The sequence below is a fragment of the Curtobacterium sp. A7_M15 genome (assembly GCF_030705415.1).
Taxonomy (GTDB): Bacteria; Actinomycetota; Actinomycetes; order Actinomycetales; family Microbacteriaceae; genus Curtobacterium.
Genome location: NZ_JAUZED010000001.1, coordinates 1 through 24205, shown reverse-complemented (window position 1 = coordinate 24205; position 24205 = coordinate 1). Strand labels below are relative to the sequence as shown.

At 70.5% G+C, this 24205-nt stretch carries 21 protein-coding genes; 16 read left to right on the top strand and 5 right to left on the bottom strand.

Annotated elements, in window-relative coordinates; translation table 11 throughout:
* The first annotated feature begins 54 nt into the window (after nucleotides 1-54).
* From Q7F20_RS00105 to Q7F20_RS00090, 4 genes are all read left to right on the top strand, one after another.
* On the top strand, nucleotides 55-570 hold the full coding sequence (locus Q7F20_RS00105) for a hypothetical protein (RefSeq protein ID WP_305738088.1): 516 nt from the start codon (nucleotides 55-57) through the stop codon (nucleotides 568-570).
* Between the two features lie 16 nt (nucleotides 571-586).
* Complete coding sequence (locus tag Q7F20_RS00100) at nucleotides 587-1135, top strand: dihydrofolate reductase family protein (protein WP_305738087.1); 549 nt, start codon at nucleotides 587-589, stop codon at nucleotides 1133-1135.
* A gap of 98 nt (nucleotides 1136-1233) precedes the next feature.
* Nucleotides 1234-2532 (top strand): NAD(P)/FAD-dependent oxidoreductase, encoded by a 1299-nt coding sequence (locus Q7F20_RS00095; protein WP_305738086.1) that lies wholly within the window; start codon nucleotides 1234-1236, stop codon nucleotides 2530-2532.
* A gap of 1482 nt (nucleotides 2533-4014) precedes the next feature.
* On the top strand, nucleotides 4015-5142 hold the full coding sequence (locus tag Q7F20_RS00090) for a reverse transcriptase family protein (protein WP_305738085.1): 1128 nt from the start codon (nucleotides 4015-4017) through the stop codon (nucleotides 5140-5142).
* 261 nt (nucleotides 5143-5403) lie between these two features.
* Here Q7F20_RS00090 and Q7F20_RS00085 read toward each other — a convergent pair whose 3' ends face one another.
* Nucleotides 5404-6309: an SDR family oxidoreductase gene (locus Q7F20_RS00085; protein ID WP_305738084.1), complete on the bottom strand. Its 906-nt coding sequence runs from the start codon at nucleotides 6307-6309 to the stop codon at nucleotides 5404-5406.
* Between the two features lie 95 nt (nucleotides 6310-6404).
* Between Q7F20_RS00085 and Q7F20_RS00080 the strand changes: the two genes are divergently transcribed.
* Together Q7F20_RS00080 and Q7F20_RS00075 are read left to right on the top strand one after the other, a co-directional pair.
* Nucleotides 6405-6977 (top strand): TetR/AcrR family transcriptional regulator, encoded by a 573-nt coding sequence (locus Q7F20_RS00080; RefSeq protein ID WP_305738083.1) that lies wholly within the window; start codon nucleotides 6405-6407, stop codon nucleotides 6975-6977.
* 92 nt (nucleotides 6978-7069) lie between these two features.
* A complete protein-coding gene (locus tag Q7F20_RS00075; RefSeq protein WP_305738082.1) occupies nucleotides 7070-8281 on the top strand; it encodes an acyltransferase in 1212 nt (403 codons plus the stop codon).
* A gap of 102 nt (nucleotides 8282-8383) precedes the next feature.
* On the opposite strand, the gene Q7F20_RS00070 is transcribed toward Q7F20_RS00075, so the two are convergent.
* Nucleotides 8384-9136, bottom strand: coding sequence for a DUF4184 family protein (locus tag Q7F20_RS00070; protein WP_305738081.1), 753 nt, complete (start codon nucleotides 9134-9136; stop codon nucleotides 8384-8386).
* A gap of 108 nt (nucleotides 9137-9244) precedes the next feature.
* On the opposite strand from Q7F20_RS00070, the gene Q7F20_RS00065 reads away from it, so the two are divergent.
* The gene (locus tag Q7F20_RS00065; RefSeq protein ID WP_305738080.1) at nucleotides 9245-10399 is read left to right on the top strand and encodes an NAD(P)/FAD-dependent oxidoreductase; all 1155 of its coding nucleotides are present in this window, start codon (nucleotides 9245-9247) and stop codon (nucleotides 10397-10399) included.
* Between the two features lie 58 nt (nucleotides 10400-10457).
* On the opposite strand, the gene Q7F20_RS00060 is transcribed toward Q7F20_RS00065, so the two are convergent.
* The 3 genes from Q7F20_RS00060 to Q7F20_RS00050 all read right to left on the bottom strand — a co-directional run bounded on the left by Q7F20_RS00060 (nucleotide 10458) and on the right by Q7F20_RS00050 (nucleotide 13911).
* Nucleotides 10458-11327, bottom strand: a complete 870-nt coding sequence (locus Q7F20_RS00060) for a UbiA family prenyltransferase (RefSeq protein WP_305738079.1) — start codon at nucleotides 11325-11327, stop codon at nucleotides 10458-10460.
* A 25-nt stretch (nucleotides 11328-11352) separates the two neighbouring features.
* Nucleotides 11353-12918: a long-chain fatty acid--CoA ligase gene (locus Q7F20_RS00055; RefSeq protein WP_305738078.1), complete on the bottom strand. Its 1566-nt coding sequence runs from the start codon at nucleotides 12916-12918 to the stop codon at nucleotides 11353-11355.
* Nucleotides 12919-13005: 87 nt separating this feature from the next.
* A complete protein-coding gene (locus Q7F20_RS00050) occupies nucleotides 13006-13911 on the bottom strand; it encodes a DMT family transporter (RefSeq protein WP_305738077.1) in 906 nt (301 codons plus the stop codon).
* 70 nt (nucleotides 13912-13981) lie between these two features.
* Here Q7F20_RS00050 and Q7F20_RS00045 point away from each other — a divergent pair, with 70 nt between their 5' ends.
* From Q7F20_RS00045 to Q7F20_RS00005, 9 genes are all read left to right on the top strand, one after another.
* The gene (locus tag Q7F20_RS00045; RefSeq protein ID WP_305738076.1) at nucleotides 13982-14830 is read left to right on the top strand and encodes a LysR family transcriptional regulator; all 849 of its coding nucleotides are present in this window, start codon (nucleotides 13982-13984) and stop codon (nucleotides 14828-14830) included.
* A 34-nt stretch (nucleotides 14831-14864) separates the two neighbouring features.
* Nucleotides 14865-15692, top strand: coding sequence for a fructosamine kinase family protein (locus tag Q7F20_RS00040; RefSeq protein ID WP_305738075.1), 828 nt, complete (start codon nucleotides 14865-14867; stop codon nucleotides 15690-15692).
* 77 nt (nucleotides 15693-15769) lie between these two features.
* Entirely contained in the window at nucleotides 15770-17899 is a 2130-nt protein-coding gene (locus Q7F20_RS00035) for a glycosyltransferase family 39 protein (RefSeq protein WP_305738074.1), read from the top strand.
* Between the two features lie 35 nt (nucleotides 17900-17934).
* Complete coding sequence (locus tag Q7F20_RS00030; protein WP_305738073.1) at nucleotides 17935-18657, top strand: response regulator transcription factor; 723 nt, start codon at nucleotides 17935-17937, stop codon at nucleotides 18655-18657.
* Nucleotides 18654-20189, top strand: a complete 1536-nt coding sequence (locus Q7F20_RS00025; RefSeq protein ID WP_305738072.1) for a cell wall metabolism sensor histidine kinase WalK — start codon at nucleotides 18654-18656, stop codon at nucleotides 20187-20189. Before Q7F20_RS00030 ends, Q7F20_RS00025 begins: the two co-directional genes overlap by 4 nt.
* A gap of 57 nt (nucleotides 20190-20246) precedes the next feature.
* Nucleotides 20247-21695 carry a glycosyltransferase family 39 protein gene (locus Q7F20_RS00020; RefSeq protein WP_305738071.1) on the top strand — a complete coding sequence of 483 codons (1449 nt, stop codon included), beginning with the start codon at nucleotides 20247-20249 and terminating at the stop codon, nucleotides 21693-21695.
* 90 nt (nucleotides 21696-21785) lie between these two features.
* Complete coding sequence (locus Q7F20_RS00015) at nucleotides 21786-22055, top strand: hypothetical protein (RefSeq protein WP_305738070.1); 270 nt, start codon at nucleotides 21786-21788, stop codon at nucleotides 22053-22055.
* Nucleotides 22056-22236: 181 nt separating this feature from the next.
* Nucleotides 22237-22707: a hypothetical protein gene (locus tag Q7F20_RS00010; protein WP_305738069.1), complete on the top strand. Its 471-nt coding sequence runs from the start codon at nucleotides 22237-22239 to the stop codon at nucleotides 22705-22707.
* Between the two features lie 195 nt (nucleotides 22708-22902).
* Nucleotides 22903-24186: a bifunctional glycosyltransferase family 2/GtrA family protein gene (locus tag Q7F20_RS00005; RefSeq protein ID WP_305738068.1), complete on the top strand. Its 1284-nt coding sequence runs from the start codon at nucleotides 22903-22905 to the stop codon at nucleotides 24184-24186.
* The last annotated feature ends 19 nt before the right edge of the window (nucleotides 24187-24205 follow it).

Genomic DNA, 24205 nt, shown 5'->3' with positions numbered 1-24205 from the left:
ACGCACCAGCGTCGTCATCGCCCGTACATAGGCGACCGGTCTGTACTCGTCCTCATGACCGAGCGCACCCCCGTGACCCCCGAGCCCCGCGACGCTGCGGACCCCGCAGCCAACCAGCCCACCACGCCGTACCCCGCCAGCCCGGCCGGCTGGGGCGCCGCACCGACGCCCACCTCGACCGCGACGCTCGACGCCCCGGCGCCCACATCGACTCCTCCGGCCGGGCCCTGGGACCCGGGTGCTCCGAACGGCGCGACGCCCTGGTACGGCTCCGCGGCGACGCCCCGCCGGAAGCGCGGCCTGCGCACGGACGGCCCGCGACCGCCGTGGTTCTGGCAGGTGCTGGCCGTCGCGGTCGGCCTCGCGGCGCTGCTGATCGGCGGTGGCATCGGCTTCGCCATCGGCCACTCGATCGGCGGCGGCACGAGCCAGTCGACCACGCAGGTGCCGGGGACGAACCAGTTCCCCGGCGGCGGCACCGGGCAGTTCCCGGGCAACGGCACCCGGGGTGGGACCGATGGCGGATCCGACACCGGATCCGGTTCGGACGGTTCCTCCTCGAACGGCTGAGCGTTACGCTCCGAGCATGCGCAAGGTCACCGCTGGGCTCTTCGCCTCCGTCGACGGCGTCGTCGACGAGCCCTACAAGTTCCAGTACGACAGCTTCGACGACGAGCTCGGTGCGGGCATGGGCGCGTTCATGGCCCGGACCGACACCGTGCTCCTCGGGAAGAACAGCTACCTCGAGTGGGCCGAGTGGTGGCCCGCGCACCCCGACGACCCGTTCGGCCAGTGGATCAACCCGATCGAGAAGCACGTGGCGTCCACCACGCTCGGCGACGACCTGGCGTGGCAGCACAGCACGCGGATCACGGGCGACGTGCCCGAGTTCGTGCGTGGACTGCAGCAGCAGGACGGTGCCGACATCGCGGTGTGCGGCAGCATCACGCTCGTCCGGAGCCTGCTGTTCGCCGGGGTCCTCGACGAACTGCAGCTGATGGTGCACCCGGCGATCGCCGGCCCGGGCCGCAGACTCTTCGAGCCGACCGACCCGCCCACGCGCCTGCGGCTGGTCGAGAGCACCGTGACGAGCAAGGGGAACGTGCTGAGCACGTACGCGAGGCGCGACGCCTGACGGAGGCGAGCCGCGCCTCCAGGCCGTCAGACGGCGGACCCGAGCGCGCGTACCCTCGGTGGTGACCAACTCACCATCCGAGGAAAGCCGGAGTCAGCATGCCCCAGGACACCCGCCCGCACGTCGTCATCGTCGGCGGTGGATTCGCCGGCGTCGCGGCCATGCGCGAACTCGCCGACGCACCGGTGCGGGTCACCCTGGTCGACCGCCACGTCTACAACATGTTCCAGCCGCTCATGTACCAGGTGGCGACGGGTGGGTTGAACGCCGGCGACGTGACGTACTTCCTGCGGAGCCTCCGGGCGAAGCAGAGCAACGCCGAGTTCCGGCACGGACTGCTGACCGGCATCGACCCGGTCGAGCGGATCGCCGAGATGTCCGACGGCGAGCACCTGCACTACGACTGGCTGATCCTCGCGAACGGCGTGAACACGAGCTACTTCGGCACGCCCGGTGCGTACGAGTACGCCTACTCGATGTACTCGCGGTCCCAGGCGCTCCGCATCCGCGACGAGCTGTTCACCCGGCTCGAGGAAGCCGCCGCCAACCAGGGTCCCGACGAGATCAAGATCGTCATCGTCGGCGGTGGCGCGACCGGCGTGGAGATGGCCGGCGCGCTCGCCGAGCTCCGTGACCAGGCCCTCGTCGGCGCGTACCCGGAGATCGAACGGGGCAACATCTCGATCACCCTCGTGCACCGCAGCGGCGAGCTCCTCAAGCCGTTCGCCCCGCGACTGCGTCGGTACGCGGCCAAGGTCCTCCGCAAGCGCGGGGTGGTCCTGCGCCTGAACACCGGCGTCTCCGAGGTGAAGCCGGACGGCGTGATGACGGCCGAGGGCGAGTTCATCCCGGCCTCGCAGGTGATCTGGGCGACCGGTGTGGCCGCGCACAAGGAGGTCTCGGGCTGGGGCATGCCGCAGACCCACGGCGGACGCATCCAGGTGAACGACGACCTCAGCGTGAAGGGCGTCGAGCGGATCTTCTCCGCGGGTGACATCGCCGCGCAGGACGACGCCCTCGCGCAGCTCGCGCAGCCGGCGCTGCAGGGCGGGCGGCACTCCGCGCGGCAGATCAAGCGGCTGCTCGAGGGCAAGCCGACCGAGCACTTCAAGTACTTCGACAAGGGCACGATGGCGACGATCGGCACGAACGCCGCGGTCGCCCAGCTGCGCGGCGGCATCACGATGGTCGGGCCGGTCGCGTGGGCGGCCTGGGTCGCGGTGCACATCGCGTCGCTGCTCGGCAACGGCAACCGGCTGTCGACGCTGTCGCACTTCTTCGTGCGGTACCTGTGGTTCATGCGGAAGCGGGCGATCCCGATCGTCGGCGACGTCCGGCCCGTGCGGCCGAACGGCGACCGAGAGCCCGAGCCGTGGCAGATGCAGAAGGCGGAGTAGGCGCGCGCGGCATATTCGTGCGCACGCGATTACAGCCATCTTTCGAAGACGACTCGTCGGAGACTACAATCGCTCCATGCCCGACGCCCGAGTTAAGCCATCAGAGACAACGGATGGGCGTCTTTGGCTCGAGAACTTCGCCGCGGACGATCGGGAGCTCGCCGCCCGTCTGGCAGATTCCCTTGACATCTCAGATCACACCGAAGGTTTACACCGACTGCAATCTTTTTTACGCAGCAGGCTGACCGAGAGAGATATCGACTTCCCCGCGGTGGTTGTACCCATACGGTCGCAGGAGGACCTTGGACCACTACCCCCGGGGAACACCTCCCACGTCGCTTACGAGACCTTCAACCCTGGTAAGGACACCCCAATCCTCGCCGGTAGCGAAGCCGACGTTGGCGCAGCGCTGCGAGACGTGATCTTACTAAGCAACGGAGACCTACTTCCACCGACCACTCCCCTCAGTGAACTGAAGGCCCAGCGGGTGCGAACGATTCTCCTTGTGACAGACTATAGCGGCAGCGGCAATCAGGTTCTACGATTTGCAGAGAACTTCCGACTTAACAGAACAATCGGTAGTTGGATGTCATACCATCGAATCGCTATACACGTCGTAACATTCGCCACGAGCACAGCCCCCGCTACACTTCTCTCGAAAACTCCGTGGCTGAAAATGTCCGCTCTTACGACCGTGCGCTCCGCGGTTAGCGCGCCATGGACACCGGAGACGCGAAGGGCAATCATCGAGCTCTGCGAGAACTACGCAACCACAACTTCATCATGGCCACCACTCGGCTATAAACAGAGTTTTGGCTTATTCGCCACAAACATGCGAATCCCAAACAATCTACCGCAGATCATCCTTCGGGACGACGCGGATTGGTACGGGCTCTTCCCTAATCGAACTATGCGTGACAGTTTCTATAGTGAGCTTCGAGACTACCATTCGCACCAAACCCTCGAGAAAGCTTTAGCGGATGTAGGGGCACTCGATCTTGCGAGAGAACTCTCACGATCGACTCGCCCACTTCGCGCCACCCGCGCAATAGCGACTTTGCAGCTGGTCAGTTACGGACTTGACCCTGATGAGGTAGATCGACTATTAGATCTTCCGTCAGAGACGCGGCAATTAATTCGGGCCAGTTTGATCAGCATGGGTTTTGTCGACAATGAAGGGAACGTCACGCGGGAGGGCCGACGAGAACTTCGCGACTTCCGTAGGCGTAGTACCGCCGGTGTGTCGCCAATCAGAAGACCCCAGCCTCCGGTAGCCTACGTACCAACACAGCTGAGGTGAGGGATGGCATCTAGTGTTATGGCCCGGCCCAAAGGCCGGGTTCGCACATGAGAGTGTGCAAGTTTGCGGCAATCCGTGATCATCGGCTAAGCAGGCGATTTGGAGGACCAGGTGGAGGGTTGACCCCCCGAAGCCTCACGGTCCCAACCCTCCACCTGCCCCTCCGGGGTCACTCAAAGTAGATGAACCTAACACCTCACCTCAGCCGTGCCACACTACGCGATGCTGGCGTTTCCGACAGTCTTGCTCTGTCAATACTGCATCGCGGAGAAATTTTAAGGCGACGCGGATTCCCGACGCTTTATACTTTGAAACATCTCTCGCTCTCCGCGAGCGCAGACTGGGGCTTTCTGCGGAGTGTGATCCGTCGTGAGTCGCAACGCGCATACTCGGAGTTTAAGATTCCGAAGAATACGGGCGGCTATCGAAGAATAAGCGCCCCCGTCGCGCCGCTTATGCAAGTGCAGCGTTGGATTTTAGATGAGATTCTGAGCCAAGCTCCGCGACACCCAGACAGCTTTGCCTATCATCCCACAATTCGCATGATAGAAGCCGCCGAACGGCACGTAGGGGCTCGATGGATGATCAAGGCAGATATACACAACTTCTTCCCTAGTATCAGCGAGAGGCGAGTTTACCGGGTATTTAAGTCCTTTGGCTACGCCCCACTTTTGGCGTTCGAGATGGCACGCATCTGTACATGGCCGGTCGCAGGTTCGAGTTCGTCGACACCGATGCAAGATTCATCCGTGCCATATCCTGTTAAGTCTGCTGGAGTTTTGCCGCAAGGCGCGCCGACTAGCGGAGCTTTAGCGAATCTAGCCAGCAAGGACCTTGACGAACAGTTGTCAGATTTTGCCATAGCAAACCACTTGGTTTATTCGAGGTATTCCGACGACCTAGCTTTCTCTGGAGCGGGAACATTTGACCGCTCAAAAGTGGTGAAGTATGTTCGTGAGATCCGCCGTCTGGTAGCAGGGAACAACTTCTCGATGCATGAGCGAAAACTCCGCATAGTTTCACCAGGCGCTCGTAAAGTCATACTTGGAATGCTCATCGGACATGACTCGGTTCGAATTCTTCCGGAGCAGCGCCGAATGCTCGATCTATACATTCATTCCGTGCGTAAGTACTCTCTAGTATCATACGCAAAGCGCCGAAAGTTCGATTCTCCAATCTCATTTCTAAATCACGTAAATGGACATATTGCGCACATGAAACAAATCGAGCCGGAATGGACCGCGTCCCGCGAGTCCGCATGGATCGAAGCGCTCGAGCAGGCAGGAATTTTTCCGGCGGCAATGAGTTAGGACGTCGAACGGTTAATGGCCTCAGAGCAAATCCAGCGCGTGAAGCCACTTGTGGAGAACCCGTCGCAATCACGTGGTTTGCATTAAATGGATGTACCCGGCATGCTCACCCGACGGGATAGAGCGTAGAGGCGTGCGGAGCTACCACAAGCCCTCGGTCCGGTGCCAGGTCGCGCGCGGCTGGCGCGCTGACACGGAACGACATGATCACGTCATGCGACCTCAATCATGTCTTTCGGAGTCGCGCGAAAGCCTGCCGCGCTACGCCACCCGCACGTCGGAGTAGGCGCCGGCGGCGATGTCCTCGAGCAGCCCCGGCCCGGTGGGCTCCCAGCCGAGCAGGTCGCGCGTGGCCTCGGACGTCGCCGACATCTCCATGCCGAAGAACCGCCCGATGAACCCGAAGTGCGACACCGCGTCCTGCGGGTCGATCGAGGTGACCGGGAGCCCGAGCCCGTCGCCGATGGCCTCAGCGATCGTCCGGGTCGGGATCGCGGTCTCGGCGACGGCGTGGAGCCTGGTGCCGGCGGGAGCACCCTCGAGGCCGAGCCGGACGAGCCGTGCGGCATCGGTGACGTGCACCGCCGCCCAGCTGTTCGTCCCCTCGCCGACGTAGCCGGACTCGCCCCGCTCCCGGGCAGCGGCGACGATCGCGGCGATGAACCCGTGGTCGCCGGTGCCGTGCGTGGTCGGGCTGAACCGGGCCGCGATGGTCCGCACGCCCTGCTCGACGAAGTCGAACCCGCGGTTCTCGCTGCCGCCGCGCATGCTGTCCGGGCCGACGAACGGGTTGGGGTCCGCCTCGGTCGAGGGACGGCCCTGCGCGAGGCCCGCGACCCCCGAGGCCACGACGAACGGCCGGTCCGTGCCGACGAGTGCCTCGCCGATGGTCTCGACCGCGGCGCGCTCGCTGGCGTTGGTGGCCTCGGGGTTCGCCCAGTCGTGCTTGTTCGCGAGGTGCAGGACGCCCTCGGAGTAGGACGCCCCACGGCGGATGGTGTCGAGGTCGTCGAGGTCGCCGCGCAGGACGTCGGCGCCCTTGGCCTCGAGCGCGGCAGCCGACGAGTCGGAGCGGGCAAGACCGGTGACGGTGTGTCCGGCGGCGAGGAGCTCGTCGACGGTGTGCGAGCCGATCCATCCGGAGGCCCCGGTGACGAACACGTGCATGTGTTTTCCCTTCGCAGGTGTCCACGGCGGTGATGTCATGAACTGACATCACCGTAGCACTCGATGTCAGCCACTGTCATCAGTAGACTTCGAGCATGGTGCGATGGCAACCCGGGACCCGCGAGCGGCTGCAGGCGACCGCCCTGCAGCTCTTCGCGGAGCAGGGCTACGACGAGACGACCGTCGCGGAGATCGCCGCCGCGGCCGAGGTCACCGAGCGCACCTTCTTCCGGCACTTCGCCGACAAGCGCGAGGTGCTGTTCGCCGGGCAGGACGACTTCCTCGGCATGTTCACCACGCCGATCGAGGCCGCGCCGGCGGGCACCCCGCCCTTCGCCCTCGTCCGGCTCGCGCTCGAGGCCAGCGGAGCGTTCTTCCCGGACGAACGTCGCCCGTGGTCGCGCGCACGTCAGGGCATCATCGACGGCAACCCGGCACTCGGCGAGCGCGAACTCGGCAAGCTCGCGACCCTGAAGGTCCGTCTGGGTGAGGTCCTGCGCGACCGCGGCGTCCAGGAGCCCGCCGCGACCATCGCCGCCGAGACCGCGGTCACCGTGTTCCATCTGTCGTTCGCGCAGTGGATCGCCGACGACGAGGAGCGCCCGTTCGCCACGATCGCCCACGAGCGACTCGACGCCCTGACGGCGCTGGTGCACCCCGGTCGTTGAGGCGCTTCTTGGCTTCCGCGAGCATCATGTAACGATCCGGTCACGGCCAGATGGTCCGTGACCCCATCGACACGATCGCGCAGGAGGCGTCCGTGGCCATCACCACGACCTCGCCGGAGCGGACCCGCACGACATCCGCATCGGCCGACACCGACGGCAGGCACCCACAGCCCACACCCCCGCCGCCGCTGACGAACCGTGCGCCGGCGCTCGACGGACTCCGGACCATCGCGATCCTGATCGTGATCCTGTACCACCTGCACGTGCCGCAGTTCGAGGGCGGGTTCATCGGGGTGACGGTGTTCTTCGTCCTCTCCGGATTCCTCATCTCGACACTGCTGCTGGGCGAGCACCGGCGCACCGGGCGCATCCGGCTCGGCTCGTTCTGGACGAAGCGGCTCCTCCGGCTGTACCCCGCACTCCTCGCCCTCGTGGTCGTCGGACTGCTGCTCTGGAACTGGGTCGGCGACTACAAGGGTGCCTCGTTCTCCCCGGGCGAGGCGGCGTTCATCGCGCTGAGCTACACCGGCAACCTCTTCCGCTCCTACTGGGACACCACGCAGGGCGTCTTCGCGCACACGTGGAGTCTGTCCATGGAGGAGCAGTTCTACCTCGTCTGGCCCCCGGTCCTCGTGCTCCTGTTCGCACTGCGGTCGCGTCGCCGCTGGCTGATGGCCGGGCTCGGCGTCGTGATCGTCGGAGCCGCTGCGGCGTCGTGGCTGAGCTACCGGACGCCGCACAGCGGCGCGACCCCGGACGTGTACTTCTCCCCCGTGCTCGGCGTCGTGCCGCTGGCGACCGGGTGCCTGCTCGCGCTGCTCCTGGACGACGAGCGCATCCGCACCTGGGCCTCCGGGCTGGCCGGACACGCCGGGACCTGGCTCGGCATCGGGCTGCTCGCGGCCGTGCAGTTCTGGATCGACGACGACTGGACGCAGCACGCGTGGTCGTTCGGCGTCGTGCTCCCCGTGACCGGGCTCATCTCGGCGCTGCTCATCGGCGGCCTGGTGTCGGTGCGGTCCCCGCTGTCGGCGGTACTCGCGTGGACGCCCGTGTCGTGGTTCGGGCGTCGCGTGTCCTACTCGGCGTACCTCTGGCACCCGGTGGTGATCGCGCTGCTCGGCACGTTCGCGATCGGGGCATGGGGCAAGGTGTGGCTGGTGGGGGTGGCGCTGCTGGTGGCGGTCGGTGCGGCCTACGCGGTCGAGGTGCCGGTCGAGCGGCTGCGGAAGCGGGTCCGTGACGCCCGGCGTCTGGTCGCCGCCGACCGGTCGGCACGCGAGACGGCGGACACGACCGCCTGACGGACGGGAGGCGCGGGTCGGCCCCGCACCGTGCCTCCCGACCCGCGGTCTGCCGCACGTGCCACGGGCGACGACCCGTGCACCGCGCCTCCGCAGGCCGTGTCAGGGGCTGCGCGTGCGGTGTCCAGCCAGCAGCCCGACGGCGCCGACCACGAGCACCAGCGCCACGACCACCGGCAACCGGAAGGCCAACGCGGTGACGATCCCGGCGACGCCCCCACCGTCGAGGAGCACGCGACCAGCGATCCCGAGCGCTGCCAGGACGACGACCACACCCGCGGCCGCCACGACCGCCTGGTCCCACCGGGCGGTCGGCGGCACCCGACGGGGCGTGCTCCGACGCCACCACACGGCGGCCGCGACGACGAGCCCGAGCAGCCCGAGGACGCTCGATCCGTCCTGGACACCGGCCCACACCGGGTAGGCCGACGGACCCTCGCGGAGGAACGGGATCGCCTGCACCGCCCACCCGGCCTCGTGCGAGAACGCGTCCCACAGGACGTGCGTCGCGCTCCCGACGAGACAGGCGACGACGACCGCGACCGCCCGGCGCACCGGCCGGCCTCCTCCGCGGGGAGGGGCCGACCAGCTCGCCGGCAGCCGCTCGCGAACGACCGGCACCGCCCCCGACCACGCGGACCGCACCAGGTAACACCAGGCCACGAGGACGACCAACGCGACCACCAGGTCGATCGTCACGACGCCCACCCACGAGTGCGCCACGACGTAGGGCGGCAGGAACGGCGCGAACAGGACAGCGTCCGGCGCCATGGCTCCGACGGCGACCGCCGCGACGGGCAGCGGGGTGCGGCGGGCGGCCAGGGCGACGACCGCGTGGCTGACGGTGAAGGGCACGACCCCAGCATCGTCGAGGGACCCAGTGGAGGGCTTCGGTCGAGCGGATGACCCCGGGGCGCCGATCGGCTGGGTGGGGGCCGCGCCGAGCGTCCGTAGGCTCGTGCCGTGACCACGGAGCGCGTCGACGTCCTCGTCGTCGGCGGTGGGCCCGTCGGCCTCTTCGCCGCGGCGCTCCTCGCGGACCGGGGGCTCGACGTCGTGGTGTGGGAGCAGCGCGAGGGTGCGCCCACGGGGTCGCGCGCGATCGGGATCCACCCGCCGTCCCTCGACGCGTTCGCGGCGGTCGGGTTGGACGGGCCGGTCCTCGCGGAGGCCGTCCGGGTCCGCCGAGGCGTCGCGCGCAGCCGTGGCCGGGAACTCGGTGCCCTGACCTTCGACCACGCATCGACCACCCACCCCTACGTCGCGATCCTCGACCAGCACCGGACCGAAGCCCTGCTGCGGGAGCGTCTCGCCGCGTCGGCGCCCGACGCGCTCCGGGCCGGCACGGTCCTCACGGCGCTCGGACGACACCCGGACCACGTCGACGCGACCGGCATCGACGCGAGCGGATCGGTGACGGTCAGGGCCCGGTTCGTCGTCGGTGCCGACGGCTCGCGGAGCACCGTCCGCGACCTGCTCGGCATCGCCACCACCGGGCGGGACTACCCGGACCGCTACGCGATGGGGGACTTCGCGGACGTCGAGGAGCCCAGCGCCCGGACGACGGCGCTCGTGGACGTCGGGCCGGCCGGCGTGGTCGAGTCCTTCCCGCTGCCCGGCGACCGTCGCCGGTACGTCGTGCTCCTGGCACCGTCGGACGGTCCGTCGCCGAGTGCGGCCGACCTCGCGGCGATCGTGGCCGCCCGCACCGGCGTCCGACCGGACCCGGCGTCCTGCAGCATGCGGAGCGAGTTCTCGGTCCGGCGCCGCGAGGCAGAGCGGGTCGGCGTCGGTCGTGTCGTCCTCGCCGGCGACGCGGCGCACGAGATCAGCCCGATCGGCGGGCAGGGCATGAACCTCGGATGGCTCGACGCGGCCGAGCTCGCGCCGATCCTCGCGGAGGCGGTCGCGTCGGGCAGTGCCGGCCCGTGGCCGGAGTACGCGCGGCGGCGACAGGCGGTCGCACGGCGTGCGGCGCGGCAGGCGGAGGTGAACATGGCGCTCGGCCGTCCGCTCGGCCGGGTGGGGGCGGCCGGACGGGAGGCGCTGCTCCGGTCGGTGCTGTCCCTCCCGACCGCGGATGCGCTGGCTGGTGTGTACGCGATGCGGTGGGCGTGACGGGTCGCGGGTGCGCGGGTGAGCGCGACGCGCGGGCGCGGGACCCGCTGCGGTCGGGTCAGGCCACGAGCCGAGCGCCGGCGAGACCGAGCTCCACGACGAGCACGAGCGACGACACGATCACGAGTCGGAACAGCACCCGCGACGCCCGACCGGCCAGCACGAGCCGCACCCCGACCCCGGCGAGCGCGACGACCATTACGGTCCCGAGCACCGCGAGCACCACCCCGACGCCCCGGACCGGTTCGTCCCCGACCACCTGACCACCGAGCACCAGCAGCGCCGCGACGACGAGCGCCCCGAACGCCGTGACGCCCGCGCCCCGGAGCCCGAGTCGGTGCGGGAACCCCCGGACGCCGGTCGCCGCGTCGTCGACGAGGTCCGGCAAGACGTTCGTGCAGTGGATCGCGACGCCGAACACGGCCCCCGTCGCGATCGCCCACCACGCCGGCCAGGCGCCGTCCGGCCCGGCCGAGACCGCCACGACCGGGAGCAGCCCGAACGCCACCACGAACGGCGCGACGGACCACACCGTGCGCTTGAGCCCGGCGTCGTAGGCCCATCCCGCGGCCACGAGCACGAGGTGCGCGAGTGCGGCGACCGGCCCGAGGAACAGCGACAGGACGACGGACGCCAGGGCGGTGCCGAACGCCGCGCGGCGGACCGTCCCGACCGCGATCAACCCCTGTGCCACGGGTTTGTCCGACCTCCCGACCGCCCGGTCGCGGTCGGCGTCGATCCAGTCGTTCGCGAGCCCGATCGAGAGCTGTCCGGCGACCACGGTCAGCGCCACGAGGACGACGGTCCACCACGGGTGCCCGACCGCCACCGCGATCACCGTCGCGAGCACGGTCACCGTGACGGTGGGCCCGGGGTGCGACGAGGCGAACAGCTGGCGCGCGGTCGAGGCCCGGCCGGTGTCGCTCACGTCGTCAGCGTACGCACGGTCGCCGTCACGACCGTACCGGCACCTCCGCGCCGAACCGGTCGACGAGCTCGCGCTTGAGCACCTTCCCGCTCGGGCCCAGGGGCAGCGCGTCGAGGACGTGCACCACCCGGGGGTACTTGTAGGCCGCGATCTCGGCCGCGACGAAGTCGATCAGCTCCTGCGGGGTCGCCGTCGCGTCGGCACGGAGCACCACGGCGGCCTCGACCTCCTGCCCGTGCAGCTCGTGCGGGACGCCGAACACCGCCGCCATCGCGACGTCGGGGTGCGTCGCGAGGACCTCCTCCACCTGCCGCGGGTACACGTTGTAGCCGTTCCGGATGATCATGTCCTTCGTCCGGTCGACGATCGTCAGGTAGCCGTCGTCGTCCTTCGTGCCGAGGTCACCCGTGCGGAACCAGCCGTCGACGATCGCGGCGGCGGTGTCCTCCGGGCGGTCGAGGTACCCGTTCATCAGGTTGTGGCCGCGGATCACGAGCTCGCCGATCTCGCCGTGGGGCAGCATCACGATCGCGTCGTGCTGCTCCGGGTCGGCGATCTCGACGTCGACGCCCCACACCGGGGTGCCGATCGTGCCGGGGCGCGGCGGCCGCCCGACGTGGTTGAAGGTCGCGACGGGTGAGGTCTCGGTGAGGCCGTAGCCCTCGTGGATCGGTGCGTCGTAGACGTCCTGGAACCGCTCGAGGACCGCCAGGGGCAACGAGGCGCCGCCGGAGATCGCGTACCGCAGCGTCGGACGCGCATCGGAGCGGGTGGCTGCGTCGAGCAGCGCCATGTACATCGTCGGGACGCCCATGAAGATGCCGCACCCGTGCTCGACCATCGCGGCGAGCGCCGTGTCGCCGTCGAACTTCGGCAGCATGACGATCGTCGCGCCGGCCCGGAAGCCGGTGTTCATCGTGCACGTCTGCCCGAAGGTGTGGAACAGCGGCAGGGCGCCGAGCAGGACGTCCCCGCGGTGCATGTCGAACGTCGTCATCAGGTTCGTGTTGACCTGTTCGATCAGGGAGAAGTGCGAGCCCTCCGCACCCTTGGGCTTGCCGGTGGTGCCGCTCGTGTAGAGGATCGTCGCGGTGTCGAACGGGTGCCGTGGGACGTACGTGTCGAGCGGCTCGGCCTGCTCGGCGAGCGCCTCGAGCCGGTCCGGGGCGTCGGCCGGGGCGAGCACCGTCACCACGTCGACCTCGGCGAGCTCGGCCCCGGCCGCGCCCTCACCGAGCAGCGGTGCGGCGCAGACGAGCAGCGAGGCGCCGCTGTCGCGCAGGACGTACTCGATCTCGCGTCGCTTGAGCAGGGCGTGCACGGGGACCGCCACGGCGCCGAGGGCGAGGGTGGCGTAGTAGACCCGCGGGAAGTCCTCGACGTTCGGGACGAGCATGGCCACCCGGTCGCCCGGTCCCACCCCGCGGGCCCGCAGCGCGCCCGCGTAGGCGAGCGTCTGGCGCCAGAGCTCGGTGTACGTGGTGCGCCGGTCGCCGACGATCACGGCGACGTCGTCCGGGTAGCGCGCCGCGGACTCGGCGAGGATCGCTGCGACCGAGGCGGTGGCACTGGTCTGGTGGGTGGTGGTCATGGCCGGTCTCCGTCTCCGTCGACGACTCCGTGGACAACTTCGTGGCCCGATCCTACGGCCGGGGTCCGCCGCGGTTCCGGCCCCCGTTCAGGCGGGAGCCCGCACGCCCACCCGCCGACGGCCCACCACGCCCGAGGCCAGGGCGATGCCCAGCAGCACCACGAGTCCTCCGACCGGCTCGTTCCACCGGACCTGCTCGCCGAGGACGAGCACGCCGAGCACCACGCCCACCACCGGTGTCAGGTAGGTGACCGTCGAGGCGCGACCCGCTCCCCACGCCTGCACCAGCCGCGTGTTCCAGGCGTAGGCCAGCCCCGTGCCCACGCAACCGAGCGCGACCATCGCCCCCACGATCCTCCAGTCCAGCCGTACCGGACCGGTGGCGATGACGGGCGCGACCAGCAGGAGCAGTCCGGAGGCGAGCGTCAGCTGCACCGTCGCGAGCGTGACCGGGTCGTACGCGCTGCCGACCGCCACCCGCCGCAGGTACGCGAGGCCGATGCCGTAGCACGCGGTCATCCCGAGCAGCGCGACCTGTCCCGGCACGCTCTCAAGGACCTGCGGGTCGCCGAGGACGTTCCACGGGCCGACGAGCACGAGCACGCCGACGATCCCGAGCACGATCCCGGCGACCTGGCGGCCGCGCAAGCGCTCGGACGGCACGAGCACAGCGAGGGCCGCGAGCGTCATGATCGGCGTCGTCGCGTTGTAGATGCTCGCCAGACCGGACGGCACGGTCTGTTCGGCCCACGCCATGAGCGACGACGGCACCGCGTTGAGGAACACCGACACGACGAGCAGGTGGCCCCACACCCGCGGATCGCGAGGCCAGCGGCGTCGGGTGGCGAGGAGGACCACGACGAGCGTGATCGCGCCGAGGACCGTGCGCACCGTCGCGACCTGCTGCGGGGCGAGGCCGTCGAGCCCGATCTTCGCGAACAGGAAGCTCGAGCCCCAGGTCAGTGCCACGAGGAGGTAGAGGACGGCGTTCATGTGGCCTAGTGTCGACAACCACGGCGCATGCGGCAAACGCATGGTGCTCATGACCGGATGAGGAAGACGCATGACCGTCTCGGTGCCGCAGCTGCGCGCGTTCGTCGCCACCGTCGACGCGGGTTCCTTCACCGGCGCCGCCTCCGCGCTCGGCGTCGGACAGTCGGCCGTCTCGCACGCGCTGGCGGGTCTCGAGCGCGAGGTCGGCGGCCCGGTGGTCCGGCGCGGCACGGCCGCGGTCACGACACCCCTCGGCGACCGCCTGCTGGCCCACGCCCGCAGCGTGCTCGCCTCCGTCGAGGCCCTGGAGGCAGTGGTCCGGCCCGCCACGGCGCGCGGCACCGTGCGCCTCGCCGCGGTCCCCACCGTCTGCCAGGGCCTGCTGCCGCGGCTCCGCGAACTGTGGGCGGTGACGTTGCCGGACGTCGACGTGCAGGTCTACGAGGGAGACGACGACGAGATGCCCGAGTGGCTCGAGGGTGGGACGGTCGACGCCGCCGTCCTCGTCGACCCGACGCCGATGCCCCCGGGCGGCGTGGTCGTCGCACGTGACGAGATGGCCGCCGTGGTCCGCCGCGACCACCCGCTCGCGGACCTGCCCGCGCTGACGCTCGACGACCTGCACGAGGACGGCCTGGTCGCGGGCGGCGGCGGGTGCGAGCACCAGATCCAGAAGCTGCACGAGCTCGACGGGCAGCCGTTCCGGTACGCCCACCGGGTCCGCGAGATGAGCACGATGTTCGGGATGATCGAGCGGGGCGAGGGCGTGTCCATCGTGCCGACCCTCGGCCGGGTGATGCTGCCGCCGGACCTCGTCATGGTGCCGATGGCCCGGCGACTGCCCAGGACGCTCGTGCTCAGCGGGCCGACCTCACGCGAGTGGCATCCCCTGGCGAGGGCGCTCGTCGAGGCGGTCTGACCCGGTACCGAGGCGACGTCGGCAGGATGGGGTGATGGCCGAGACGCACGTGAAGACCTTCGCCTCCCCGGACGAGGCCGCCGCCGAGGCAGCCGGACTGGACTGGCTCGCCGAGGCCGAACCCGACGGCGGCACCCGGATCGCCCGCGTGCTCGGTCGACCGCGGCCGACGGTCCTCGACCTCGAACTGATCCCGGACGGGTCGCCGTCGACGCGGCAGGCCGAGCGGTTCGGACGGTCGCTGGCACACACCCACGCGGCGGGTGCCGACCACTGGGGAGCCCCGCCCTCCGGCTGGCCGACGGGCACACCGCTGCGCATGGGGCGCTCCCGCACGCCGTTCGTCGCCGCTGCGGACGCACCGGCGACGTGGGGCGAGTTCTTCGCGGAGTACCGGATCCGCGACTTCGTCCGACGCATCGTCGACGCCGGCGGGTTCGACCGCGCCCAGGCCGCGGTGTTCGACCGGGTCGCCGACCGGGTGCAGGACGGGACGCTCGGGTCCCCGCAGCCGAAGCTCGTCGGCGACCGACCGGCGCGGTTGCACGGCGACCTGTGGGCGGGCAACGTGCTGTGGCCGACGGGTGCGGACCCGGTCGACGGGACGACGCCCACCGGTGCCGTGCTCATCGACCCCATCGCGCACGGCGGGCACGCCGAGACGGACTTGGCGCTCCTCGGGCTGTTCGGACTCCCCCGCCTCGAGGCCGTGCTCGCCGCCTACGACGCCGAGTCCCCGCTCGCTGCCGGGTGGCAGGAGCGGATCGAGCTGCACCAGCTCGCGCCGCTGCTCCTGCACGTGTTCCTGTTCGGCGGCTCGTACACGGGGGCGGCGCTGCGCGCGGCGCAGCGGTACGCGTGAACTGCGCGCCGCGCGTCTTAGGGCGCGCATAGCCGACGCAGGGTGACAGTCGGGGAACGCCCGGAATCCTCACTGCCATGACCACGTACCCGATACCCGTGACCGATCGACGCGAGACCGCGCGCACCGACGCGCGGGATCGGCGCCGCAAGCCCGTCGCCCGCCTGTTCCTCGGCGAGCGCGAGGACGCCCGCTGGCTCCGGCCCGCGTTCTGGGCGCTCCTCGCCGTGACCGCCGTGGTGTACCTCTGGGACCTCAGCGTCTCCGGGTACGCGAACAGCTTCTACGCGGCCGCCGTGCAGGCCGGCACGAAGTCGTGGGAGGCGTTCTTCTTCGGCTCCCTCGACTCGTCGAACTTCATCACGGTGGACAAGCCCCCGGCCTCGCTGTGGGTGATGGTGCTGTCCGCCCGGCTGTTCGGCTTCTCGAGCTTCAGCCTCCTGCTCCCCCAGGCCCTCATGGCCGTCGGGTCCGTCGCGCTCGTGTGGGGAACGGTCCGCCGCACGCTCGCCCGGCTCGGGGCCACCACGGCGAACGTCGGCGCGCTGCTCGCGGGCTTCGTCGTCGCGGCGACCCCGGCCGCCGCGCTGATGTTCCGGTTCGACAACCCGGACGCGCTGCTCGTCGTCCTCATGACCGCTGGCGCGTACTGCACCGTGCGGGCGCTCCCGAGGGGCAGCTGGAAGTGGATCGCCCTCGCCGGGGTCGCCCTCGGGTTCGCCTTCCTGACGAAGATGCTGCAGGGGCTGCTCGTCCTGCCGGCGTTCGGCCTCGTGTACCTGTTCGCCGCTCGCACCACCTGGGGCCGGCGCGTCGCCGGCCTGCTCATCGCCGCCGGGTCCCTCGTCGTCGCCGCCGGCTGGTGGGTGGTCGCCGTGTGGCTGTGGCCCGCCGAGTCCCGCCCCTACATCGGCGGCTCGACGAACAACACCGTGCTCGACCTCGTGTTCGGCTACAACGGCCTCGGTCGGATCTTCGGCGGCTCGGGCAACGGCGGCGGAGGCGGCGGCATGACCGGCGGCACCGCGGGCGGTTCGTTCGGCGGGTCAACGGGTCTGAACCGGCTGTTCTCGTCCGAGATGGGCCTCGAGATCTCGTGGCTCCTGCCCGCCGCACTCATCGCGCTGACCGTCGGCCTGGTCGTCGTCGGCCGCCGTCACCTGGCCGACCCCGCCCGCGCCGGACTCGTGCTCTGGGGTGGCTGGCTGCTCGTCACCGGACTCGTCTTCTCGTACATGTCCGGCACGATCCACCCGTACTACACGGTCGCGCTGGCCCCGGCGATCGCCGGACTCGTCGGCACCGGCGGCGCGCTGCTCTGGCACGCCCGCGAGCGCTTCACCGGCCGCATCGGCCTCGCCGCCATGATCGGCGTCACGGCCTTCTGGGGCTGGTGCCTGCTCAACGAGAACCCGACGTGGCTGCCCTGGCTCCGCTGGGTGATGCTGGCCGGCGGCCTGCTGTCGGCAGCGCTCGTCGTGATGGGCAGTGTGCCGTCGCTCCGCAGGCTCGTCACGATCGGCGTCCTCGCCGGCACCCTGTTCGGGCTCAGCGGCACCACGGCCTACGCCCTCGCCACGACGACCGTCGCGCACTCCGGTTCGATCCCGAGCGTCGGTCCGGCGGGCAGCAGCTCCGGCGGCATGGGCGGCGGTGGCACGGGTGGCATGCCAGGAGGCGCGGGTGGACCCGGCGGGTCGACCTCCGGTTCCGAGAGCGGCGGCTCCACCTCCGACGACGGCTCCCAGCAGGGTCCCGGCGGGACCCCGCCGGAGGGCATGAGCGGCGAGGCGCCCGGCGACTCCGCCGGTGGCACCGCCGAGGGATCGACCGACGGCGCCCCGAGCGGCATGGGCGGTGGCGGGTCGACGACCTCGTCGGCGTTGCAGAAGCTCCTCGAGGCGTCCGACGCGAAGTGGGCCGCGGCCGTCAACGGCTCGCAGTCGGCCGCACAGCTCGAACTCGACACCGACACCGCCGTCATGGCGATCGGCGGCTGGTCGAGCGACCCGGCACCGACGCTCGCCGAGTTCCAGGCGTACGTCGCCGACGGGGACATCGGGTACTACGTGTCCTCCGGCTCGGGCGGCGGCGGCATGGGCGGCGGATCGTCCACGGCGTCGGCCATCCAGGAGTGGGTCGCGGCGAACTACGAGTCGACCACGGTCGGCGGCCAGACCGTCTACGACCTGAGCAGCACGAAGTGATCGACGACGAGGGCGCGGTGGATAGGCTCGCGGGCGTGACCGGGCAACCGCTGCAGCGCACCGACGGCTCGCCCGTCCGCGCCCTCGTCGTCGACGACGAGCACGCCCTCGCGGACGCCGTCGCCCTCGCGTTCGCGGGCGACGGCTGGGAGGTGCGGGCCGTGCACCGCGGACGCGACGTGCTGTTCGCCGCCCGGGACTTCCGACCCGACGTGGTCGTCCTCGACGTGATGCTCCCGGACATCGACGGGTTCGAGGTGCTCGGGCGCCTCCGGGACGCCCGGGACGACGTGCGGGTACTGTTCCTCACGGCGCGGGACGCCCCCGAGGACCGGCTCGCCGGACTCACGGGCGGCGGCGACGACTACCTGACCAAGCCCTTCGGCATCGACGAGCTGCTCGTCCGGGCGCGGATCTTGGCCCGGACGTCGCCCCGGGTCGCGGCCGTCGGGAGTCCGGCCGCGACGAGCGTCGGCGACCTCCGGCTCGACGAGGACGCCAGGACGGTCACGCGCGCCGGTGAACCGATCGACCTCACCCCGACCGAGTACGAGCTGCTGCGGCACCTCGCGCGGAACGCCAACCGCGTGCTCTCCCGCGAGCAACTCCTGGCGAACGTGTGGGGGATGGACTTCGGCACGTCGTCCAACCTCGTGGACATGTACGTGTCCTACCTGCGCAAGAAGCTCGACGCCGGACGCGAGCCGATGCTGCAGACCGTCCGGGGAGCTGGGTACGTGCTCCGGCCGACGACGTGAGCCGACGACGGCGGGTGATCCGCGCCTCCCGGACCCGCACCGGAACCGAGCGTCGGCGGCGCGTGCCGTCGCTGCGGTGGCGGATCGTGGCGGCGGTGGCGCTCCTGCTCGTCGCGACCAACGTCGTCGTCGGAGCGGTGACGGTCGTCGCCTTCCGCGGGTACCTCGTGGACCGGCTCGACGCGGAGCTCTCGACCGCCGCGAACCGGGTCGTCGGCGGACCGGACGGCTCCAAGCCCGCGCCGCCCGACGGCGACGGCTCCGGCACCGACCCGGACAACGACTTTATCGGCGTGCCCGGACAGTCCGCGGGCACGGTGGTCGCGATCTTCCGCGACGGCGCGACCGTCCTCGGCGGGTACACGGACGACCGCGGCCAGCAGCGGCGCCTGACCGCGGCGCAGGAGCGGACCCTCGCCGCCGTCGACAGCGACGGCGACCCCGTCACCGTCGACCTCGGGGAGCTCGGGACGTACCGCGCGCAGGCCATCGGCGACGACGGCGACGTCTTCGTGACCGCGCTGCCGCTCGGCGACCTCGACGCCGCCATCGCGCGCCTCCTGCTCGTCATCGGTGTCGTGACGGTCGTCGGGCTGCTCGTCGCGGCCTGGGCGCTGGCACTGCTCGTCCGGCGATCGCTCCGTCCGCTCGAACGGGTGGCCGCCGTGGCGTCCGACGTCACCGAGCTCGACCTCGAGCGCGGGGACACCGACATCCCGCTGCGGGTGCCGCCCGGGGACCTCGCGGCGAACCGCGAGGTCGAGCAGGTCGGCACAGCGCTCAACCGCCTCCTCGGGCACGTCGCCCGGGCGCTCACGGTCCGCCGCGAGGCCGAGGCGGGCATGCGGACGTTCGTCGCCGACGCATCGCACGAGCTGCGGACCCCGATCGCGACCGTGCGCGCGTACGCCGAGCTCTCGGCGTCGACGGACGATCCCGACGCGGTCCACCGCAACGTCGACCGGATCGGACGCGAGGCCGTGCGGATGGGCGACCTCGTCGAGGAACTGCTCCTGCTCGCACGACTCGACGCCGTCGCCCTGGCGTCGGGTCCGGCACCGGCACGCGAGCCGGTCGACCTGACGTCGATCGTCGTCGAGGCGACGATGGACGCACGCGCGACCGCACCCGGGCACCGGTGGACGCTGCAGGTGCTGGACGAGCACCCGCTCGTGGTGTCCGGGGACCCGACGCAGCTGCGACGGGTCGTGACGAACCTGCTGGCGAACGCGCGCACGCACACGCCGGACGGGACGACCGTGGTGGTCTCACTGCAACGGAGCAGCGACGTCGTGCGCCTCGTGGTCGCGAACGACGGGCCGGTCATCCCCGCCGAGGCGCTGTCGACGCTGTTCGACCGGTTCACCCGCGGCGAGGCGTCCCGGTCCCGCGAGCACGGTACGAGCGGCCTCGGGCTCGCGATCGTCCGGGGTGTCGTCGTCGCGCACGACGGGCTCGTGCGGGTGGTGTCCGAGCCGGGGCGGACGGCGTTCACGGTCGAGCTGCCGGCAGGGACGCCGCGCGCGGACTGAGCGGGCGGACCGACCAGCTGGTTCGCTCCGGCGCGGTGGAGCAACTAGGTTCGGACGGTGCTCTCACGTCTGTCCGCGCTCGCCGGCGATCTGCGCATCCGGGCAGGAGTGGCGGCCGCGGTCCTGCTCTGGGCCGTCTACCAGTGCTTCTGGAACATCGGTGGGCCGAACATCACCGGCGACGAGGACATCTACCTCCGCGCCGGCTGGCAGTACGTGCACGGCGACTTCTCGTTCAACCGCGAGCACCCGCCGACCGCGAAGTACCTGTTCGGTCTCGCGCAGCTCGTCGCCGGGCAGGGGCCGATCGGTCCGCGTGTGCTCGTCGCCCTGCTGACCTTCGGCGTCGGCGTCGCGCTGTACTGGTGGCTGCGGCGCGAGATCGGCTACTGGGGTGCACTGCTGGCCGCGGCCCTCTGGTGGTTGACGCCGCGCGGTGGTGCCGGTCCGCGCGTCGACCGTCTGGCACTGCTCGACCCGGTGATGACCGCGTTCGCCGTCCTCGCGGTGGCGACGGCGTGGGTGTGGATGCGCGGCGACCGGTGGTGGCTCGCGCCGGTGTCCGGTGCGTTGATGGCCCTGTCGGTGACCTCGAAGGTCTCCACCGTGGTGCTGCTGCCGGTGTTCCTGCTGCTGCCCGTGCTGTTCCGGGCGTGGCGTCGACTGCTCGTCGGCGGCGCGATGTGGGCGGTCGCGTTCGGGCTGGTGTTCGTCGTGTCGTACCTGCCGATGGGGATCCGGTCCGCGATCCGGTACATGATCGCGTTCCAGGAGGGGCAGAACACCACCGGGCACCCGATCACCATCGGCGGCACCGTCTACCGGTTCGCGCCGTGGTGGGCGAACCTCCACTTCATGGAGGCCGGCACGGGGGTGCTGCTGCTCGTCGTCCTCGCGGTCGGGGTCGTCGCGGCGCTGGCGATCCGGTTCGACCGACTCGTCGCGTACGTCGGGATCGCCCTGGCGCTGCTCGTGGGCTTCTACGTCGTCGTCGCGAAGATCGCGCTGCCCACGTACTACTCGGCGTGGATGCCGTTCCTGCTCGTCGTCGCCGCGATCGGGGTGGCGCGACTGCCGCATGTGCCGGTGCGACGGGCGGTCCCGGTCACGACGGCGCTGTCCCTGGTGCTCGTGGTCTCGCTCGTCGTGCCGTCGGTCCGGCTCAGCCAGGACATCGCACGCCAGCACCCGACGGGCATCGCGCTGCTCGGTGACTACCTCGAGGAACAGCACGTGCCGGACGGCAAGATCCTGTTCGTGTCGGCGACTCCGGGGCTCTTCGTGCCGTACGTCGCCGAGCGCGGCACCACCCGGGCCGACCAGGGTCCGTACGTCGCGATCGTCGTCGGGAACGACCGTCGCTTCCCACCGTCCGGGGCCGTGACGCAGCTGTTCGACTCCGAGCGGTCGCGGTTCTCAGTCGCCGAGGTGGGCGGGCTCCAGGTCTGGCTCCCGAAGGACGGCCGGGTCGTCCTGCGGTCGGGAGCGCTCACCGTCGAGGGCTGACCCGAAGGTCGACTGCCGGTGGGCGTCGGTCGGCGCGGAGGCGGTCCCGGCCGTCTGACACACTGAACGGCAACGGACGACGGGGCCCGCATGCCGAACGACTTCGCGCGACTACCGGAGCGGCCGCGCGCCGATGATCTCGTGGTCGAGGTGCCCGCATTCGAGGACGACCGGCCACAGCCCGAGCCAGCGCCGCCGGCCGCGGCCCCGGAACTCGTCGCGGCGACCGAGTTCGCACGGACGTCACACGCGCCGGCCACGATCCGGCGGACGCAAGTGCGCGCCGGGATCTGGATCGCCGGGGTGCCCATCGCGGGCCTCTTGCTCATCGCCGTCGTGCAGGTGTGGTCCGCGAACTGACCCGCACGTCGAGTGCCGACGCACCGGTACGCCGGCACGAACCCTGCGTCCGACAGGGTCCTCACCACGTGCATCCGATATGTAGAGTGGTACACGAGGTATGGTGGCGATCGTGGGACCGGACGGACATCGACACGTGTTCGTCGACGAGTCGCAGCTCCGCGACTACCTGCTCGTCGCCGTGTCCGTCGACGCGGGTCATCTCCCGACCGCACGCAGCGCCGTCGCCGGCGTCATCCTGCGAGGGCAGACCCGACTCCACATGAGGAAGGAGAGCGACGCGCGACGGCGGCTCATCCTCTCGACCACGGCGGACCTCGACGTCGATGTCACGGTGTTCAGGGCGCCGAAGGACGGCCGAAGCGATGTCGAACGTCGGGCCGCCTGTGTGCGAGCACTCGTCGTCGCCGCCGATCACCCACGCGGTACCTCTGTCTGTCTGGAGCGAGACGAGACGCTCGTCCAGAAGGACCGCCAGTGGATCGTCGAAGCGAGACATCGGCACCAGGGGAACAGGCAGTTCACCCATCGACACGAGAGCGCTCGTCAGGAGCCGCTGCTCGCGCTGCCTGACGCCCTCGGCTGGGCGTGGGCGAAGGGTGGCGACTGGCGACGTCGATGCAACCGGAGCTTCGCGGTCATCAGTGTCTGACGGCTCGACCCACCTGGGAAGCGCAAGACCCGAGCGCCCAACCGTCCGGATGGGTCTCGGGTCCACTTCTCGAAGCTCACCGCCACGAGCATCTCAACCCTACCAGCGCCGCATTTCACACGCCAGCGCCCTCGCCCAGCGTTCTTAGACGCGGCACAGCAGGCTGCTGCGGTCCCCGTATGCCCGGTCCCGAGCATGTGCCGTATGACGGAGACGAACCACACCCTCGACATCGACATCGTCGTCCCCTGCTACAACGAGCAGGACACGCTCGCCGCCCACGTCCGCCGCTTGCACACCTTCTGCCGGACGTCGCTCCGGAACACCTGGCGCATCACGATCGCGGACAACGCGTCGACCGACGACACCGCACGCATCGCCGACGACCTCGCCGCCATGCTGCCCGACGTGCAGGCGGTGCACCTGCCCGAGAAGGGACGGGGCCGCGCGCTGAAGGCCGTCTGGTCAGCGTCGCCGGCCACGGTGCTGGTCTACGTCGACGAGGACCTGTCCACCGACCTCGCCGCGCTCGAACCCCTCGTCGCACCGCTGCTGTCCGGGCACTCCGACGTGGCGATCGGCACGCGTCTGGCGGATTCCTCGCGCGTGGTGCGTGGCGGGAAGCGCGAGTTCATCTCCCGCTCGTACAACCTGCTGCTCCGCACCACGATGGGGGTGTCCTTCTCGGACGCGCAGTGCGGCTTCAAGGCGATCACCCGGCAGGCCGCGGAGCACGTCCTACCGCTCGTCGAGGACGACGCCTGGTTCTTCGACACCGAACTGCTCGTGCTCGCCGAGCACGCCGGACTGCGGATCCACGAGGTCCCCGTCGACTGGGTGGACGACGTGAACTCGTCGGTGCACATCGCCTCGACCGCGACCGAGGACCTCAAGGGGATGTGGCGCGTCTCCCGGGGACTCGCGACCGGACGGGTTCCCATCGGCGCGGTCTACGACGCGATCGGCCGCCGTCCGTTCACGCCGCCGCACGTGGGGATCGTCGGGCAGGTGCTGCGGTTCGGGGCGATCGGGGTCCTGTCGACGATCGCCTTCGCCGTGCTGTACGCCCTGTTCCGCCCGGCGATCGGCGCCCAGACGGCGGACTTCCTGGCGCTGCTGGTCACCGCGATCGGCAACACGGCGCTCAACCGGCGCTTCACGTTCGGCGTGCGAGGACGTGCCGGCGCGGGGCGGCACCACGTGCAGGGGCTCGTGGTGTTCGGGATCGCGTGGGCGATCACCTCCGGGTCGCTGGTGGTCCTGCACGCGACGGCACCGGGGGCGTCGCACGGTGCCGAGATCGTCGTGCTCACGGCCGCGAACCTCGTGGCGACGCTCGTCCGCTTCGTGCTGTTCAAGGCGTGGGTGTTCCGGTCTCGTCGCCGTCCGGAGCTCGTCCGCCCGGGCACGACCCCGGCGGCGGACGCGAGCACGGCGGCGACCGAGCCGATCGCGGTGGACGAGCGCCGCGCCGCCTGACGCGGGCGGCCCGCGGCTC